Raw genomic sequence first — 20,486 nt, forward strand, 5'->3', positions numbered from 1 at the left:
GGCAGATGCTCTATCCAGCTGAGCTACGCGACCAAAGTTTGCGGGTGCAAAGATACTAATGTAACCGATTGTAAAAAATATTTTTTTGATTTCTTGTCTTTTTTATCAAAAGTCTTTTACAATCGGTTACCAACTCTTTTACTTAAATCCTATCTCTTTCAATCCTTTATGGCTGATTTTGATTACTTCCAAAGGTTTCTTGTCCCATGTCATATCCTGTTCAACAAAGTACTTTTCCATTCCAGATATGTCTTTTTTATCCAAAATTCTTTTAAAATCTATAGTACCCTCACCTACAGGAGCAAATTTTCCTTCTTCATCCATATCCTTCACATGCCATAGTTTAAATCTGCCTGGATATTTTTCAAAATAGGATACCGGGTCTGCTTCCGCTCTGGTAACCCAATACAGATCCATTTGGAAGTTCACATACTTAGGGTCGGTATTCTCCAACAAGTAGACAATAGGCTTTATCCCATCTTCATTGTCCTTATACTCAAAGTCATGGTTGTGATAAAGGAGTTTTAAGCCTGCAGCTTCGCATTTTTTCCCGATTGTGGTCAAAATTTCAGTAAAGTCCTCCATGGTACCTTTCATACCCATAGTACGGCTCTCAGGGTCAAAAGTGAACATTCCCATAGGTGGTACCGGAATAGTGAAATATTCAAACCCAGCTGCCTTTGTATCCGCTATCTGCTGATCAGCATTTTCCAACGTAACACCTCCCATGTGCGTGCTGACAGGAGTTAATCCAATACTCTCTACATACGATTTAAAATCCTGGGGGTCCATTCCATAAAATTTTCCATCCGCATAACCTGCCGCTTCAATATAAGCATAACCGGCATCCGCAACTTTCTGCAAGGTTGCCTTGGCATCTTCTCCCATATTTTCTCGCACGGTATAAAGGGCAAGTCCACCAAAGTTCTCTTGAGCATAAAATGTAGTAGCGAAAAACATTGAGGCCAGGGCAAGAATCCCTTTTGTAATAATTCTTTCTTTCATTATTAAAGTTTGAAGTTAATTTTAGTTTCTATGTGGTTACAAGATACTGATTATTGATTTTATGAAATGTGGGTAAAACTAAAAAATCCGTTAAGTAATTAGCTACTCAACGGATTCTTCAATACCAGAAAAAACAGATAATTCTATATCTCACTCATTCGTATGGCTAAATTAACCTTGATTTCGTTGTCCACCTTAATCATGCCCAGCATTTTTTTGGGCGGTTCCAGTTCAAAGTCACTCAATTTGAGCTCCAAGGTTCCCTTAACTTGAATGTTTTTTGTTTGTTCGCAATAGAGCTGAGTCTCAATAGTACGCTTAACACCTGCTATTTCTATCTCCAAACCTACATCTACCCTTCCTTTATTTGCTGCAGGAGGGTCTACGTAGAGTAGTTTCAAGTTTACCTTTGGGTGACGTTTTGTTTTGAGCAATTCCTTAAAATCCTTGTTGATGGCCTTTCCGCCACAATCAAAACAATCGTTCACTAATTTCAGCTCCGCATTTTTAAAGACGATATGCTCGGATTTTTCATCGTAGATCAAACGGATGGGCATTTCCAGTTCCTCCAAATTGTATACGCAGCTGAACTGATTTACATTGGTAGTGCCCGAAATCACCACCTCGCTTTCCGAGGCTACCCTCACCTTGGTTTCTCTTTCGGGGTCGTTGAAGCTTAGCCCGATAAAAAAAAGCAATCCGAAGAATATAGTTTTTGTGATATGTGGCATTGAGGTCAACATGATAACTAAAATACTAGTTTTAAGGGTAAAGACCTAGGACATTGCTGTCCCAGGCCCTTTTAAAATCAATTGTATCGGTTAGAAACTGATGACAGCTTCCAATAAAAGTCCTTTGAACTCACCATCGTGGAAAATACTTGTGGTGTCATAACCATCGTATTGTTGGTTTACGTATTCTATTTTGGCCAAGATGTTCTTGGTCAAGAATACACCTCCGCCCAATTGGAATCTGTCAATGGTAATCTCTGATCCTGATGGGTCATCGGATGTCACGGTATTGTAACGGGTACCTACGAAAAAGTTCTCTGTGCCCCCAAATCTGTAGATCAGTTCACCTGCCAATTGAGTGGCGGTTCTGTCATCTGTTTCGGCATCTGCCTTTCCTGAAGCTGTCTCAAAGGTTCCAAAGAACTCCAATCCTTTATATTTCACAAACGGGTTGATCATAAAGGCGGTAATCTCATTTCTAAGACCGGGGTTGTATCTACCTGATCTAAAGTTACCAGAGGTTGATGCCTCAGTGTCCTCCATTACCAAGTAGTATCTAGAGCCTGAACGGTCCGCACTGTAAAGGTATACGTTACCTGATTTGCCTGTACTGTACATGGAACCTGTAAGTCTCAACCTCAAATCCTCACTAACTTGGGCATCATACCCTAGTTTTGCCAAGATTGAAGCTCCAGTGGTTTCTGGATTGTTCACCGCTTGGTTCAACTTACCATTGGAAAGTCCAAACATGGCAATGAATCCATTTTTTCTGAAGTAAACTTCACCACCCACCTCTGTGGTAAACGCATCCATGATCAAGTTACCAACAAATGGGTTGTGCATGGCTTGGGCGTTATCGGTTCTTCTGAAGTGCGCATCACCGTAGTTGTTTTCCATATGACCCACTTTAATGGTCAAATACTTCATGGCTTCTTCCAAGAATCCAGGGCTGATAAAGTCCAAATTATCTACTTGAAAATAACCTCCTTTAACATATGGCTCTGGGTGGTGACGAGATGATAAATAAGTTCTTAAGTGCATTCTCACACCCTTGGCCAATGCCACGTCCAAATCCAAGTTGGCGGTTGCTAGGTTAAAGTTATCGCCGATTGGAATAAGTTCCACAGCTCCAGAGTTCTCATGATCAATAGCTTGAAATTGTAACGTGGATGATCCCCCTACCCTAACTTTAATGCCATCAAAGGTGGAAACTGTATCTTTTGGAGCTTCAAATACATTCACTCCATTTTTGTCAGGAGATCTAAAATTATCCAGTTGTCGGTTTTGGGAATATCCCATAAGGCCTACTAAGAAAGCAGCAGCTAATAATCCGTATTTTGTGTATTTTTTCATCGTTGTATATTTATTAGTTGAGTATTAAGATTAAATTATTTCCAAATTGTGTTGTAGTGAACCTCTATTTCATCACCGGTAGTGATAGTGCCCAAAAGAGCTTTAGGAGGATCAATTTTATAATCGGTCATTTTTAGGCCTTTCTTACCTTCCAGCAACACCTTTCCATCATTAATGGTCAAATTGAAAGGAAGGTCTATTGTATTTGTGCTTCCTGCAATGGTCAGGTTACCTGTAGCGACCACTTTGTATTTGTTGGAAGCTGATGTCACCGGAGATATACTCTTCACGCTTTTGAGCTCAAATACTATTTCCTTGTGATCTTTTGTCTCCAAAGCCTTATAGGTATTCTTGTCCATGGCACCCTTACCGCTTTTTAAACTTTCGGACACCACTGTAAACTTTAGGGAGGTGATTTTTGGAAGCTCTCCGGTATTGTCCAAAGCAATCAAGCCTGATTTTTGCTCCGCAACCTCTTCCCAATCATGCAGGGTAGAAGTTCCTGTCACTTTAACTTCACCTTCCCCGTTGTTCAGCTTAAAACTTTGTGCTGAAAGTGCCAAGGGAACCAGAGTAAATGTTATCCAAAGGATAGCTGCCTTTAAAAGCGATTGTCGATGTGATGTATGATATTGCATAGTTTTTGGTTTTTGTTGGGTCAAAGATCTATTACTGAGTTTTCCTAAAAGATGATATATGTCAGGTTTTTCCTAAATGGTTGGTTTTTAACAGCAGAACCGTCAAAATTTTCTTTCTTTTTCTAAAAAAAGTTGGATTAATCATTTCTGTGGTATACAAAAATCATTCAACCGATCGTGTTTGTCCAGCGATTTTCCCAAGAGTGAACTTTGACTTCTCCTCAGAGCCAAAAGGCTGATTTTTATCATATTCTAACCTTCTTCCAGCCACTACTTTTACGTATCAATTTTAACACATATCAATCTTTAATAGATATACATATGGACACACTTGTAGAAAAACAGCTCAGCGTATACTCATTTGGCAATAAAAAGGCAGATGGTGGACGCGATATGAAGAACCTGCTTGGGGGCAAAGGCGCCAACTTGGCCGAAATGAGCCGAATCGGTATTCCTGTACCTCCCGGCTTTACCATTACAACTGAAGTTTGTACACAATATAATGAAGAGGGACGTGATGCGGTCATTGATCGCATAGAGCCCGAAGTAAGGAATGCCATAAATCATATTGAAGAAACCATGGGGGCCATATTTGGCGATGATGAGAACCCATTATTGATATCCGTCCGCTCTGGTGCAAGGGTCTCCATGCCCGGTATGATGGATACCGTGCTTAATCTTGGACTTAATGATGAATCCATAAAAGGTGTCATCAAAATGACCGGAAATGAAAGATTTGCTTGGGATTCCTACCGAAGGTTCATTCAAATGTACAGCAGCGTGGTGATGGGACTAAAACCAGAATCCAAGGACGACCTTGACCCTTTCGAGGAAATCATCGACCACTTAAAGGACAAAAGAAGAATTGAGCAGGACACCCAGTTTACCGTTCAAGACCTTCAGGATTTGGTGTATGACTTCAAGGACATCGTTAAAAAAAGAACAGGAGAGCCCTTCCCCAATAATCCTTGGGACCAACTTTGGGGAGCCATTGCAGCGGTGTTTGACAGTTGGAACGGGGATAGGGCGATATACTACAGAAAAATGCACGGATATCCCGAAGATTGGGGAACCGCCGTTAACGTACAGGCCATGGTCTTCGGAAACATGGGCGAGGATTCCGGTACAGGAGTTTGCTTTACCAGGGATGCCGGAACCGGGGAAAACAAGTTCAATGGTGAATATTTGATCAATGCCCAGGGCGAGGATGTTGTGGCCGGTGTCCGCACACCACAACAGATCACATTGCTGGGTTCTCAACGTTGGGCCAAATTGGCACAGGTGGAAGAAGAGGAACGCAAAGAAAGTTATCCTTCCCTAGAAGAGCTCATGCCCGACATTTACAAGGAACTGTTCGAGTATCAAAATAAGCTTGAAACACATTACCAAGATATGCAGGATATGGAGTTTACCATACAACAGGGCAAACTATGGATTTTGCAAACCCGTAATGGTAAACGTACTGGAGCTGCAATGGTAAAGATCGCCATGGACTTGCTCAAAGAAGGTTCCATAGATGAAAAAACGGCCCTAATGCGCATAGAGCCCAATAAACTGAACGAACTTCTCCACCCCATCTTTGACCTAGAAGCCTTGCAAGAAGCAGATGTGATCGCCCAAGGACTCCCCGCCTCTCCCGGTGCGGCCACAGGACAGATCGTTTTCTTTGCTGATGAGGCCAGCAAATACAAGAACAGTATTTTGGTACGTGTGGAAACATCTCCCGAAGATGTGGAAGGCATGAACATTGCCAAGGGCATCGTAACGGCCCGTGGAGGTATGACTTCCCATGCTGCCGTTGTTGCCAGAGGTATGGGAAAATGTTGTGTCTCAGGTGCAGGTGCTCTCAAGATCAACTATAAGACCCGGACTTTAAAAGTCGGCGACCACGAGTATCACGAAGGCGACTGGATTTCCATCAATGGTTCTACCGGAAATATCCTGGAAGGAAAGGTTGCGACAAAGGAACCTGAATTGAGTGGCGAATTTGCCGAATTAATGGAACTCTCTGACAGTTATGCCACCATGGAGGTCCGAACCAATGCCGATACGCCCAAAGATGCGCTTATCGCACGAAACTTTGGGGCAAAAGGAATCGGGCTTACCCGTACCGAGCATATGTTCTTCGAGGTGGACCGAATCAAAGCCATGCGTGAAATGATTTTGGCGGACACCATAAAAGGCAGGAAACAGGCCCTTAAAGAGCTGCTCCCTATGCAACGTAAGGACTTTGAGGGAATTTTTAGGGCCATGGAAGGTCTTCCCGTTACCGTGAGGTTATTGGATCCACCGTTACATGAATTTGTGCCCCATCAATTGGCCACACAAAAGGAGTTGGCAGAAGAGCTGCACATTTCCTTGGCCGCTGTGAAAGGAAAAGTGGCGGAACTGGAAGAATTTAATCCGATGATGGGCCATCGTGGCTGTAGATTGGGAAATTCATACCCAGAAATCACTGAAATGCAGACGCAGGCAATTTTGGAGGCTGCCCTCAATGTGAAGAAAGATGGCATCAACATGAAGCCCGAAATTATGATTCCTTTGGTAGGAACCGTGGAAGAATTCAAACAGCAAAAGGCCATAATCGATACAGTTGCGCAAGATATCTTTAAAAAGAGAAAGGATACCGTGGAATATTCCGTAGGTACCATGATCGAGGTACCAAGAGCAGCCTTGATAGCGGACAAGATTGCCGAAACAGCAGACTTCTTCTCTTTTGGAACAAATGACCTTACCCAAATGACGTTTGGATACTCTAGGGACGATTCCGGCAAGTTCTTGCCCACCTATCTTGAAAAAGGTATTTTAAAAGAAGATCCATTTGAAGTATTGGACCAAGAAGGCGTAGGACAATTGGTGGAACTTGGAACCCTACGGGGACGTATGACTAGGGCCAACCTAAAAGTAGGCATATGTGGCGAACATGGTGGCGAACCAAGTTCTGTTGGCTTCTGCCAAAAAGTGGGAATGAACTATGTGAGCTGCTCACCCTTTAGGGTACCCATTGCGAGGGTTGCAGCGGCACAAGCAGCAATAGCATAACTGGCAAATACCTAACCATTCTGTTTTTTAATCCCCGACGCTTTATTTTATAGGGTGCCGGGGATTTTCATAAGTAATTTGCGTTCTTTGTCCCATGCAAGCGGAGAAAAACATGACCAACGAAAAAACTGCGGTCCGAACAACATACTTCAGCATTGCCGGTAACATAACACTGGCACTGGTCAAAGGGGCTGCAGGATTTTTTGGAAACTCATACGCCTTGATTGCGGATGCCATTGAGTCCACTACGGATATTTTTTCATCTGCCTTGGTCCTTCTAGGGTTCAAATATGCGGAAAAGCCCCCGGATGAAAACCATCCTTACGGACATGGGAAGATAGAACCGCTCATTACGTTTATCGTTGTGGCATTTTTGGTGACCTCGGCAACCATAATCGCCTACGAGAGCATTCAACACATACAGACGCCGCATAAAGTCCCGGAACCATGGACCTTGTTCGTATTGACGGGTATAATTATCTGGAAGGAAATTTCGTTCCAGATAGTCATAAGAAAAAGTAAACAGACACAGAGTTCATCACTGCGAGCGGATGCTTGGCACCATAGAAGCGATGCCATCACCTCTGTAATGGCCTTTCTGGGCATTTCGATAGCACTCATATTTGGTGAAGGCTACGAAACCGCGGATGATTGGGCTGCACTCTTGGCTTCAGCATTCATCCTTTACAACAGTTATTTGATTTTCAGACCTGCACTTGGTGAAATCATGGACGAACACCAATATGATGACCTCATCGAAGAAATTAGACAAAGGGCGCTGGAGGTAAAGGGTATATTGGGTACGGAAAAATGCTTTATCCGAAAATCAGGAATGAAATACCATGTAGATCTTCATGCTATCGTAAGTGGGGATATATCCGTGGAAAAGGGACATTGGATCGCCCATGCCCTAAAAGATCATTTACGTAAGGTAATTCCAAACCTTGGGCATGTACTCATTCATATAGAACCGGACCAATACACTTATAAATAATACGTTACAGTTTGGTCTATCGGTCAAATGAGCTATCTTTTTACTCTAATCCGACCGTTATGACCAGAATTTCCCTTTTATTTTCCTGTATCGCACTTTTGGTGATATCCTGTGGACAGCCAGAAAAATCAAAATTTGACATCGCCGTTAGTTTTGATGAATCCGTTAGCACCGAAAACAAAGATGGACGATTGTTGTTGATGCTTTCAAACGACGATTCAAAAGAACCTCGATTTCAAATCAACGATGGACTCAATACCCAACTCATTTTCGGAATGAACGTCGAAGCTATGGCACCGGGGCAACCCATTACTTTTGATGAATCCATTTTTGGGTACCCCTACCCTAGCCTAGATAACGTGCCTCCCGGAGAATACCAAGCACAAGCGCTGTTGCATATTTATGAAACTTTTGATTTATCTACAGGACATACCGTAAAGCTGCCCATGGATAATGGCGAAGGCCAGCACTGGAACACTTCGCCCGGTAATTTGTACAGCAAACCTTTTAAGGTCACCATCGGTGACAATGGTATTGAAAATGTTTCGATTGTGATGGATCAAGAAATTCCTCCCATTCCAGAACCCGAGGATACCGAGTGGATAAAGCATATTAAAATCAAGTCCGAAAAATTATCGGATTTCTATGGACGGGACATGTATTTGGGGGCGCATGTTCTTCTGCCGAAAGGTTTTGACGAGCATCCCGAAGCCAAGTATCCGTTGATGGTATTTCATGGACATTTTCCCAGTGACTTTGGCGGTTTTAGGACCACACCGCCAGACCCGAACCTAAAACCGGAATATTCTGCCCGTTTTGATTTGGAAGGATACAACATCATACAACAACAAGAAGCTTACGATTTTTATCAAAGATGGAACGAGCCCGATTTCCCACGCTTCCTTATTATCGAGATACAGCATCCTACCCCTTACTATGATGATTCTTATGCGGTGAACTCGGCCAGCCAAGGTCCATATGGTGACGCCATTACCTACGAGCTCATCCCAGAAATCGAAAAACAGTTCAGAGGCATGGGTGAAGGATGGTCGCGGTTTTTATATGGAGGTTCCACAGGGGGTTGGGAAGCCCTTGCCGTTCAGGTCAAATATCCGGAGGAATACAACGGTTGCTTTGCCGCCTGCCCGGACCCTATCGATTTTAGGGCATACTGCCTTACCAACATTTATGAAGATGAGAATGCCTACTATTATGATTCCGCTCACAAAAAGCTGGAGGTTCCTTCCCATCGAAATTATTTGGGCGATATACAGTCTACCTTAAGACAGGGCAACCATTTGGAACTCGTATTGGGTGACAAATCACGTTCAGGGCAACAATGGGATATTTGGGAAGCCACTTATTCCCCGCAGGGCGATGATGGTTATCCCGTTCGGATTTGGGATAAAATGACAGGGGATATAGACCACGAAGTGGCTGAGTATTGGAAAGAGAACTATGACCTTCGCCATATACTGGAAAGGGATTGGGAAAAGCTCGGACCGCAGCTCAAAGGTAAAATCCATATCTATTGTGGTGACATGGACAATTATTATCTGAACAACGCCGTGTATTTGATGGAGGACTTTCTGGAAAGCACTACCGAGCCTTATTATGATGGAGAAGTATTGTACGGGGACCGTGCAGAGCATTGCTGGAACGGAGACCCCGACCAACCCAATGCCATCAGTAGATTACGGTACAATTCGATGTACGTCCCTAAGATCATGAAACGAATTGCCGAAAGTGCACCGCAAGGCGCAGATTTGACCAGCTGGAGGTATCAATAATAAAAAATGGGGGCTTTTTTGCCCCCATTACTTTGATTGGATATTTAGTACGTTTACCTGTACAGGGTAAAGTGCCCAACAAATTCCCTGGTATCCTCATCACCATTTAGTTTGATGATATACCAATAATCACCTGTCGGCAAATCAGCCTGATTATAGAAACCGTCCCATGGATCGGTATCTTGCAACATTTTGTATATGCTTCTTCCATACCTATCAAAAATGGATATGGTGATGTTCGGGAATACTTCAATGTTCCTTGGCTTCCAAGTATCGTTCAACCCATCACCATCTGGTGTAAAGAAATTCGGGATCTCAATATCGATGAACTCCATAAAGATTTCCTGGGTAACGCTACATCCATTTTCATCGGTAACGGTTACAGCGTAAGTCGCTGTCTCACGAATCAAGAATGTATTGTCATCTCCATAAGACACCCCATCTACCTCAAAGGTGTAGTCAGGATTACCTCCTGTGACGGTGGCCGTTATCTCATTGATGTTGTCATTACTTAATTCCAAGGTCAATGGATCAAATCCTTCCACTTCAAAAGTAAAGGTACGGTCACAACCATTGGCGTGGGCCACGGTAAGGGTATGTTCCCCTGGTGCCAAGTTGGTGAAATCCGGGGTCAGGACCATATCGTTCGGGTCATTGGAATCCAAGCCGTACAATAAGTCTGCGATAACACTTTGGTCTTCAAAACTGATATCTAGATAGTTCGTTGGTGAATCACCATCGCACTCGTAGACCACCTCCACGGTGCCTTCCAAGTTTACCCCTGGGTTTATGGTAACAATTTCGGTCGTCATACAACCATTCGCATCTCTTATAAATACTACGTAGTCACCACTGGCCAGGTTGCCATAACCCATCTGTCCCTCTACAAAATTCTCATCTTGACTAGAGTTCAAGCTTGTGCTATATGGAGCTGTTCCGCCTTGGACTTCCAAGTTGATCAAACCATCCTCACTGCCAAAACAAATCTGATGTTCCGCCGTGGAGGTAACGGTGAGGGCATCCGGTTGGGTAATGGTAAAGTCCAATACTTCAAAACATCCGTTGGCATCTTGTACTATCACCGTATAATCACCGGCCGCAAGATCTGTGAATGCTCCTTCATCAACAAATTGGTTCAGGTTGGGTGAAATTGCATACTGATAGCCTGCTGTCCCCCCAGATACATTAAGAACAATGCTACCATCATCAGCACCCATACAAGTAACATCGGTAAGATCGCTGGTAATTGCAAGAGGTGCTGGTTCCGTAACATTTATGGCTCCTGATACCCATTCACAATCACCACTGATTACTCCTGCATAGTAGGTACCTTGCGCAAGTCCATCAAAGTAGCCGTTTGAATTGGTCGGTGCCACTGGAATGGTCATGGCACTATCTTGGTACAGTCCATAAACGTAGTTTCCTAGACCTCCATCCGCATCTACGGAAATGAATGCGGTGCTATCACCATTACAGTTTACATGAGGATTATAGTTTTCTACTACGGCGGTCAATGGAACAACATCGATTACGGTAACGCCACTACTTAATACGGGGTCACAACCGTTCGCATCAATTACGTAAAACTGATATGGGGCAGTGCTCGGACTTACATCAAAAACGTGGGTGGTTCCACCAGACATATCGGTAAAAGGACCTGATTCTGATGTACTATATTGATACACATTCCCGGGCATTAATGGGGTTCCTCCCGATACCGTTAGTGTCAACTGGGCAGGGGTATCACAGGTAAGTATACTTGACATAACCAGATTCGCCCTCACCGGGGTAGGATCATTAATTACAACCTCGGTAGTTGTAACGGTACAACCCGCATCATCACTTATATTGATGGAATACGTTCCGGCGCTCAAATTACTAAAAGTGTTTGCTATTTGTGTTGAAGTAGTCGTGACGACACTTCCATTTTCAATTCTATTTAAGCTATACAATACAGTTCCCACACCACCAGATGTCAACGTAGCCGCAATGCTTCCGTCGGAATCACCGATACAATCCAAAGTTTGGGTGGCCGGTGTAATATCCGCCAATAAGGGATCTACGGTTTGAATGGTTCCGCTCAACGTGTCGTTGGTACAACCCGCCGCATCGGTAACTTCGATGGTATAAGTTCCGTCGTTCAAATTGGTGAACACATAACTGTATACATTGGTCTGCGATATTCCCAAAGAAGGTATCGAAATTGTGTACGGAGCAATACCTCCCGTTGGCGTAACCGACAACCTTCCTTGGTCGTTTGCGCAAGATGCATTGCCAATCTCAGTGATGGTCGCATCCAAAACAGCATCTGCTCCGCCTACGGTAATCGTGGTTTCCTCGGTACAGAAGGGGAAGTCGCCCTGAACCACCTCAACACGGTAAGTGCCCTTGGGCAAATCAATATTTCCGCTGGTTGTTCCGCTTCCGCTTCCTGAAGGACCGTATTGCGTATCGTCACTTGTATCGCTCAATGTGCCATTGGTATTGTAAACGGTCCAAGTGAAATCACCGGAATATCCTCCTGTTAGTTCAAAATGATATTGGGCATCGTCACCTGCACATACCACTGGAGCATCTTCGACCATATTGATTTGGAACTGTTCGATTTCTTCCACATTGTGAGTAACGATTATGGAACAGCCCGTATCTGTATTGGTTACTCGGTAGGAATGCAATCCTACCTGTAGTCCCGTGAAGGTTCCGACAGCGTTGGTATTGCCCGTTGAAACTTCCTCAAATTCATAGTCATGAGGCCCTGTAGTGGAATCCGACAACAAACCTTGTGCGGTAATGGTGATAGTCTCTCCTCCGTTGGCACAAGAAATGTCGTAATCCACATTTATGGTCGCATCCTGTAGCTCATCAAACTGTTGAATAGTAGCGGTGGTAGTTCCCATACATCCCGTATCATCATACACATTGATGGTATAGGTACCTCCTGCTCTATTTGAAATTATAAGTTGGTTGTTGTTTCCATTTTGAACCACATTGCTTGATGGGTCAACAAACTCATATCGAACATAAGTTCCGGTTCCACCGGTAATTGAATTTACCGTTATGCTTGCATTATCAGGGTTATTTCCTGCGGCACATCCAAACTGTACCACATCCGCAGCTGGAATGGTCACAGCGATTGGAGTTGGTTCATTGATTGTCGGAACACTAATGTCCGAAGTACAATCATTGGTGCCTGTTGCCCTTACCACATAATCTCCAGGAGCCAAATCGTTGAATGTCCGTGTGGTGGCATCCCAAGCGAAATCACCTGATGGTATTGGGTTCAATCCGCTATCCAACAGTTCATAGGTCAATGGGGTGATACCATTATCGGTCTGTCTTAGTGCAATACTTCCATCATTTGCTCCATGGCAGCTCACATCTTTTGGTGTGGCGGTGAAGTCTGGTTCTATTGGGTCGGGAACGACTATTGTAAATGTACGCTCGCATGCTTCATGGTCTGTTGTCGCATCCACGTACACTTTGATTTCATATTGTCCTGCGGTTGTGGGATGGAATTCAATGGAATTACCTCCCATGGATGTTTTAGCAACCTCAGGAGATGATGTGGTCAAGTTTTCCACTGAATAATCGTAACTGCCCGAACCTTGTAACGCTTCGATTTCAATAGTGCCATCCGGTGTACTGGAACAATCGATAAGTTTGGTCAATTGGGCATTTGCCTGAAGTGGTGGATTAACTGTTAAAGATTGTGTGGCTGAACAGCCATTGTCATCTATTATGGCAACAGTATAAGTACCAGGAGTGATTCCATTGAACACTCCACCATTATTGAGATATGTGGTTCCACCATCTATGGAATACAAAATATTAGTTGATGAGCTGTTTACCCTAACCGTGGCGGGCATGGCGCAATTTTCCACGCTTACGCCATCTATTACTGGTTTAGGGGCCAAATCCAAATGCACTGTTCCCAAACTTACTGGGCAATCACCATATTGGTCATTGATTTCCACAGTATATGTTCCGGAAGGCGAATTTGCGGGAATTTCAATAGGATTGTCCGACGTAGCTGTTATAGTTGTAAATGGCAGAGGTCCTGTAACTGTATAGGTATAGATTCCACCACCGCCAGTTGGGTTTTGTACTTCAATCAGTCCTGGATTATTGCAGCTGATATCCTGAAGAACATTCAAAGTACCATTGAGCGGTTCAAGTTCTGTCAAAATAGCATTTTCACTTCCAACAAAACAATTATTTGGAGACGCACCTTGGATTTCCACATAATATGTGCCAGGTTCAAGACCAGACAATGGAGCTGTAGGTGTGGTGAAGGAATCTCCTGAAGTGAATCCACTGACTGTTCCTGAACTAACAGGTACAGAAGTATTGGAAATTTCGAAAAGTTCCCAATCAAATGTTCCTCCCAATTGTCCAGGTGTATCTTCTGTGATGGTATAAGTTATTTGTCCGTTGTCAAGACCACCACAAGAAGGTGTTACCTCACTCGTGATAGACACAGGGGGAGGGGCAATATTATTTACATTAACCGTGCTTTGTCTTGTACAACCATCTGTGCCGGAGTCATCCTTTACATAGAATACATAGGTTCGTCCGGGTACCAGTCCCGTCCATGTAAATTTTCCATGTCCTGCTGGAACCGAAAAACCTTCATTATCAATATTCTCACCTGGAATCCATGTGGCTGTTGTGGGGTCAAAATTTGCCGGGTCATCAGAATAGGCATATTCATAGGGGGCAAGACCTTCCTCACCTTGTACAGTTACCTGAAGCTCATTACAATCCACTATTATGGCAGAAATGGTAATGTCCAAATCATCCAAAGGATAAGGCATAATGAACGAGGGTAAATCTGTTTCACAAATTACGTTGTTTGACCCATCAATGGTTCGAATGGATGGGTTTACTGTCGTTCCCGACGCAAAAGCTGCTCCCATAAAAGTGTCACTCGTCTGCCAAGTCAAACCACCATCTCCACTAAATTCAAGAGTTCCGTTAAGTGTCAAAGGATAATTATCAAACTCAAAGCCATAGAGGTTCGGGTCGGGATCACAATTAGAAGGTAAAATGGGTAGGGTATCCGCAGTCAACTCATCTGGATTGTTTATCGTTTGTGTATCAGTAATGGTACAACCTGTGGCATCGGTTATGTTGATGGTATAGTTTCCAGGTGAAAGATTATAATAAGTTCTGCTCGTCAACAACACATTGGTATCTGTACGATTAGAAGCCCCTCCATTATCCACATCGATGATTTGAATGGTATAAGGGCTTATTCCAGAAATGATGTTGATGAGCATGCTGCCATTTCCATCATGACATTGGGGATCGGATGGAGAAGCTGTCATGGTCAAAGGGGTAGCCGGGTTTATTGTTACCGTCTCCACATATTCACAATATGGGCTATTGTTCGAATTGTCCCTTACATATACATCATAATCTCCTTCATCACCTGCAACTACTGGAAAGGTATCCGTAGTTGAGAACGAACCACTAGGATCATCCCCTGTCGGTACAAAAGCATATTCATAATTCGGTGTACCCCCTGTTGCCGTCACATTGATAGAACCATCCGCGCAGCTACTAACATCCGTTGCAGTAACATTTATCAATAATTGTGCATCAATGGTAACTTGGGTTACTGTATCCTCACATCCAAAAGCATCTTTTACATTAATATCGTACGTACCACTGGCCAATCCTGAAAAGGTATAGGTATCCGGTGTACTTGGATTTGGACTTTGCCATGGTCCTCCATCAATCTGGAAGAGATATCCTCCATTTCCTGAAGTTACGGTAATATCGATTGATGCATTATTGCCACCGTCATAACAACTGGTGTAACTTACATCATAGGCCAATGTATCTGGAGCATCCAATGTTATGATGTTACTTCTTATCTCACAACCAGAAATATCACGTGCAATAATCACATAATCACCAGCAGCAAGACCGTTGAATGTATTTCCTGTTGGATTTGGGAAGGCCACAATAGAACCTCCTAAACCATTCTCCAAGGCATACTCGTATGTTGGTGTCCCTCCTGTTACCGTTGCTTCGATACTTCCCAATGGATCATTACAGCTTGGACTTTGTAGAATACTTGGGTTTATGGCAAGAACTGCTGGCTCGTCAATATCTTGGTTGAGTGCAATGGAGCAGCTTGTATCATCTGCCTTACGGACAATTACACTTTGGGTACCGCTGGACAACGTTGTTGCCGTAGTCACAGGTGATGTTGTTGATGCAATCCAGTTGCTTCCACCATCCATGGAATACTCAAAGCCTGCAATGGCATCAAAATTTTCCACTTCAAACGTGATGGAACCATCGTTTGCTCCGTTACAAGAAATATCTGTATGACCGATTACCGTTGCGCCAAAGCCATTTCCTGCTTCTATGACTACGGGAATATCCATGGTTCTTGGACAAGATTCTGGTACCTGTTCCACCAAAATATCGTCGATGGCCACATCGTTACCGCTATTGCCTATTTTTTTGGAAATCAGAATAAAATCCAGTTCGGTATGCACCCCTGGGTTTATGGTAAAATCAAAGGTGTTCCAAATTCGGTTCTTTGGGATATCATTGGTCTGAACTTCACCTATTACAGTACTTGTGCCAGGTATTCTCATCTGCACATAAATATCTGGGTCTAATTGACTTCCGCTTCCCAACAAATTGATTGCCGCGAAGGAAATACGCATATCTTGATTGGGTATAATGTCCTTAATTGGTTTTTGATAGATTATTTGACCTGGTGCCGGAGAACCTACATTGATTACCAAATATCTACCATTGGAATCGGAGCCTCCAGAAGTATGGTCCGTTGGCCTTATCCATGGCCCAAAAGGAGAAACTATATAGCTAGTAATGGAATAATCGAAATCATTGATTTGTGTATTACTACCAACTTGGTCTTCATAAGTATAGCCCAATACATAAGGACTATCAACGGTAGGTCCGCTCCCAAAGTCCTCTAGCAACAGTACACTTGGGTTTGGCGGGTCACTCTCTGCATATTCTGCAGTAATGGTATAGGTTCCCGGTGCAATCCCAGAAAAAGTACCATCGGTGGATGTTGTTGCACTGGGCGATGTATTTATGGAATAGCTATAATCGTAAACCGTTTGGTCCGGAGTTAGCACCACATTTCCATTCCCGTCACAATCATAAGCTAAATCCAAATCAAAGTTTGGAATTGGCAATGGTGGGTCTATGGTTATCGGCAATGTAATTTGGCACCCCCTGGCATCTCTGGCAACCAAAATATGATTCCCTGGTGGCAACAGACCAATTCTTACCGAAGGATCCATCGGGTCGTCGGCAATGAAGGAACTTCCCCCATCAAAACTAAATTCGTATGGTGCGGTCCCTCCTTCAATATTGGTAAACCTTACTTCAGAATTACCATTTGCGTCACAAGTCCCAGTACTGGAAATACCAGCATTTGCCTTGAAGGTTTCCGGGTCGTCCAACGTAAAAGTTGTGCTGTCTTCGCAACCATCAGCGCTTCTCACTCTAATGGTATAGGTTCCCGGTGATAAATTCACAAAAGTCGGGTCGCTTTGTTGCGTGGCCCAATCATCGATACTATAAGTATAAGGAGTTTGGGACCCTGATACGTTCATGGTAACCTGTCCTGTATTGGATCCTTCGCAGGTAATCTCCGAGTCGATGGTCGGAGCTGCTACGGTTAGACTTCCCAAATCATTAATTGTGACTTCATTGGAAAGTGCCCAACAATTGTTACCGTCCACCACCACAAATTGGTACGTCCCTTCTTCCCCCGATGGAAAATTGAAAACTCCCGGGGCAATGGTATCCCTTTGAAATTCAATGGAAGGGATATCTGAGATACCCGAGTAAGATGTGCTGCCATCTTTTGCCCAAATGGCATATAAATAGGATGGACTTGGATCACCTTGTGAAGCACTCAATGTTATAGTACCATCAGTACAGGTTATTTGTTTGGTGGTTGATGCAGTAACTAATGGATTGGGAATTTCCACTATGGTAAACGCCTCGGTTTCTACACATCCATCATCTGTACCCACAACTACCACATAATCTCCAGCAAGAAGGTTTTCGAAGGTAAAGTCACTATTGGCATTTGCCAAATTCTGATTTACAAAGGTTCCCGGATTTCCAGAACCGTCATCCTCGTATAAAACATAACCATAATTGGCCCTTGCTTGGGTCGCCTGGATTCGAACACTGCCCTGCCCCAAACAAGTTACCGGTTCTGTGGTCAGACTGATACTAAGGTCTCTTTGTTGTATCCCTATTTCTTCGGTACTGAAGACACAGCTACCGTCCAAAGGGTCTCCTGTGACTGGGTCCAATTGGGTAAAATCAACACGGTAAGTTCCTGGGGTACTAATGTTAAAATTAGGTCCATTGTTATCGGTATAGGAAATCAAGACTGTTTCCGATGATGTATCCACCAATTGATAGCCATATCCAGAACCTACATTTTGAATTCTGATATGTCCATCAGTGGAACAAAAAATATTCTGCGTATCATAATCAAAATCAAGATTGTTCTGAAATACATCAAAGTAGAAAATGCTGTTACATCCACCTGCATATGACAATACGAGCCTATAACGCCCTCCTGTATTGGCTGTGAAGGAGTTTCCTGTCTCCACTTGATTCCATATACAGCCCATTTGCGTATTTGGACAATCGGGATTGGTCGCGGCACAGCTGGCTTCGTCCAATTTTTCCCATCTAATGGCCTGGGCATCCGTAATATTCAGGACGATATCCTGCGTATCGTTTGTTCCGCATAGAAATATTTGCGGCAGCTGTGAACCATCATTCGCACAGGTCACTATTTCACCTTGTATATCGTTTGTGGTATCGGCATCCCCATTCAAATTGTTGAAGTAAGTGATTATTGGGTTTACCTGAGTTGTTCCAAAACGTGTCACCTCCATAGATTCAATATTGGTTCCACAACTGGCAGATTCTTTTCTAACCAAGTAATTTCCTGTCTCTTGCACAGTAACCGTTGTTGGGTCATTATCTGAATCTCCATCGGTATAAACCGTATCGGTTGCATCAATTTGGCCATTTTGGTTCAAATCACGGTACCAAGTGTAGGTATCGTAGCCCTGTCCTGCTGTAATTACGGTGCTAGCGCCACAGATTTGGATTTCACTTTCAAAAACACAATTGGTCAAATCGTCCAATAAAAAGTTGGTGGCCCCATTGGTCACAAAGCCACAACTGTTCACATTGGATACACTCGGGTCATTTGAAATGGTCTGACCGCTTGTAACTCCATCGTATGTGGAGAATGCGGTATTATGAATGGTAGAACTACAGGCTGCAACAAAATCGTGACAGTTATCGGATACCTCGACACGAATGATTATTTCATAAGTGTTTCCTCCTTCCGTTACCAATGCATCCGGTACTTCAAAAATTATTTCTTCTGGATCCGTACCACTGGTTGTCATGGTAACACCAGGAGCACCGGATAAATCTATATTGTTTAAATTGACATTATCAGGAAGTACATCACGAATGGTAAAATTGGTAGCATCGTCGTTACCCCGGTTCCAAAATCGTAAAACATACTCCAAGGACTGTCCAAGATTGACACCATCTCCGGTGATATCGTTTCCAACAAGGTCTTTTACCTTTTTCTCTACTATAATTTCCGGGTTGATGATTTCAACCGCAACTGTGGTAAGGAAAAGAATAACACCTTCACTGGATGTACTGATCAATACTTCACCGCTATCATGATCGTTGGGCAACACTGAGTTTCCAGCATTGGGCAGGTTCAATATATCGGCATCCCAGCCCAAAGTGTTCCTACTTGCAGGGGTACGGGTATCCACCCAGCTTCCAAGGTGACTTATAGTACTGTTAAATACGTTGTTGCTGGGGTTTATCGCATCGCTCAGATAGGTCCAGCTATCGGTTGGATTTGCCCTAAAACGCATACTTGGTCCATTTATGCGGTCACCATCAATTGTACTGGCCCCAATTACAGCATTGACCGGTAAAGGTGCCGGAACAGTTTTAAAACCGCTGAAAGGTACGTTTGTTTGGGAATAGGTACTCCCCATTGCTGCATACCCATCAAAAGTGGAAATATACTTGCTTGTCGAGTTCTGGTTCTCGTATATCACTACCATGGTCCAACCTGCACTTACATTGCTCTCCGCAGTAGAAGCTACTACATTGGCCACTGTATACTCACCATTGGGATCGCTAAGACCTGAAAGTAAATGTGTGACCTCCGCATAATTGAGATAAGAGGTCATATTGACCCCGCTCAAATAATCCACATCCACAATGCCCGGGTCCGTTACACCGTCTCCGTCCCTATCACCATCCTTATCATAGATTTGTTCATACTGAAACTCTGGATCACTGTTGGGGCCTATATCCACATAAGAACCTCCAGGAATTTTAAATTTTACCTGTTTGTATGGGTCGTCCCTGTTAGTATCCCTGTATATACCACCCCAATATAGGCCCGCATATACCACCGCAGAACAACTTGGTGCGTTCAACTCGGCACTACTGGAACTAAAAGTAGTCGGGTCCCCATCAATATCGATATAAGCCATAGTAACGTTCTGGTTACTAGAACTTCCATTATAATTAGTATTAGGATCACTGGCAATGCTCACAATATTATTGGCCACATATACCAAATCTCCTTTTACCTTCATATTGTCACCTGGCAATCTGGGTTCGAATGGTACAGAAAGTTGTGCTTGGGACAGCGATACAAAAGCTATAAAAAACAACAGGGATAGGCCCCTTTTTGAGTTCATAGCAAAGAACTTATAATTCATGCTTGAGGTTTTGGATAGTGCTTGGTTATTTAACTGCGGTAACAAATCTATCCAAAGAAGAAAACGTGGTGAATCTTATGTTGTGGAAGACTAGTAATATGTTGCAAACCCTACGTATACTGCTGTTTAGA

General features: G+C 43.4%; 8 protein-coding genes. 3 read left to right on the forward strand and 5 right to left on the reverse strand.

Translation table 11 applies throughout. From position 1 onward, the window contains the following. Nucleotides 1–138: 138 nt before the first annotated feature. From K1F36_RS02390 to K1F36_RS02405, 4 genes are all read right to left on the reverse strand, one after another. Nucleotides 139–960: a sugar phosphate isomerase/epimerase family protein gene (locus K1F36_RS02390; protein ID WP_258538915.1), complete on the reverse strand. Its 822-nt coding sequence runs from the start codon at nucleotides 958–960 to the stop codon at nucleotides 139–141. A 188-nt stretch (nucleotides 961–1,148) separates the two neighbouring features. After that, nucleotides 1,149–1,736, reverse strand: coding sequence for a YceI family protein (locus K1F36_RS02395; protein ID WP_220112383.1), 588 nt, complete (start codon nucleotides 1,734–1,736; stop codon nucleotides 1,149–1,151). Nucleotides 1,737–1,826: 90 nt separating this feature from the next. Continuing rightward, nucleotides 1,827–3,089: a hypothetical protein gene (locus K1F36_RS02400; protein ID WP_220112384.1), complete on the reverse strand. Its 1,263-nt coding sequence runs from the start codon at nucleotides 3,087–3,089 to the stop codon at nucleotides 1,827–1,829. A gap of 35 nt (nucleotides 3,090–3,124) precedes the next feature. After that, on the reverse strand, nucleotides 3,125–3,727 hold the full coding sequence (locus K1F36_RS02405) for a YceI family protein (RefSeq protein ID WP_220112385.1): 603 nt from the start codon (nucleotides 3,725–3,727) through the stop codon (nucleotides 3,125–3,127). A 321-nt stretch (nucleotides 3,728–4,048) separates the two neighbouring features. Between K1F36_RS02405 and ppdK the strand changes: the two genes are divergently transcribed. From ppdK to K1F36_RS02420, 3 genes are all read left to right on the forward strand, one after another. After that, the gene (gene ppdK / locus K1F36_RS02410) at nucleotides 4,049–6,769 is read left to right on the forward strand and encodes a pyruvate, phosphate dikinase (RefSeq protein WP_220112386.1); all 2,721 of its coding nucleotides are present in this window, start codon (nucleotides 4,049–4,051) and stop codon (nucleotides 6,767–6,769) included. A 112-nt stretch (nucleotides 6,770–6,881) separates the two neighbouring features. Continuing rightward, nucleotides 6,882–7,763: a cation diffusion facilitator family transporter gene (locus tag K1F36_RS02415; protein WP_220112387.1), complete on the forward strand. Its 882-nt coding sequence runs from the start codon at nucleotides 6,882–6,884 to the stop codon at nucleotides 7,761–7,763. A gap of 59 nt (nucleotides 7,764–7,822) precedes the next feature. Further along, nucleotides 7,823–9,553 (forward strand): alpha/beta hydrolase-fold protein, encoded by a 1,731-nt coding sequence (locus tag K1F36_RS02420; RefSeq protein WP_220112388.1) that lies wholly within the window; start codon nucleotides 7,823–7,825, stop codon nucleotides 9,551–9,553. A gap of 53 nt (nucleotides 9,554–9,606) precedes the next feature. Here the strand turns inward: K1F36_RS02420 and K1F36_RS02425 are convergent, their stop codons facing one another. Then, the gene (locus K1F36_RS02425; protein WP_220112389.1) at nucleotides 9,607–20,355 is read right to left on the reverse strand and encodes a T9SS type B sorting domain-containing protein; all 10,749 of its coding nucleotides are present in this window, start codon (nucleotides 20,353–20,355) and stop codon (nucleotides 9,607–9,609) included. Nucleotides 20,356–20,486: the final 131 nt, after the last annotated feature.

It is taken from the genome of Flagellimonas abyssi (assembly GCF_019457905.1).
Lineage (GTDB): Bacteria > Bacteroidota > Bacteroidia > Flavobacteriales > Flavobacteriaceae > Flagellimonas > Flagellimonas abyssi.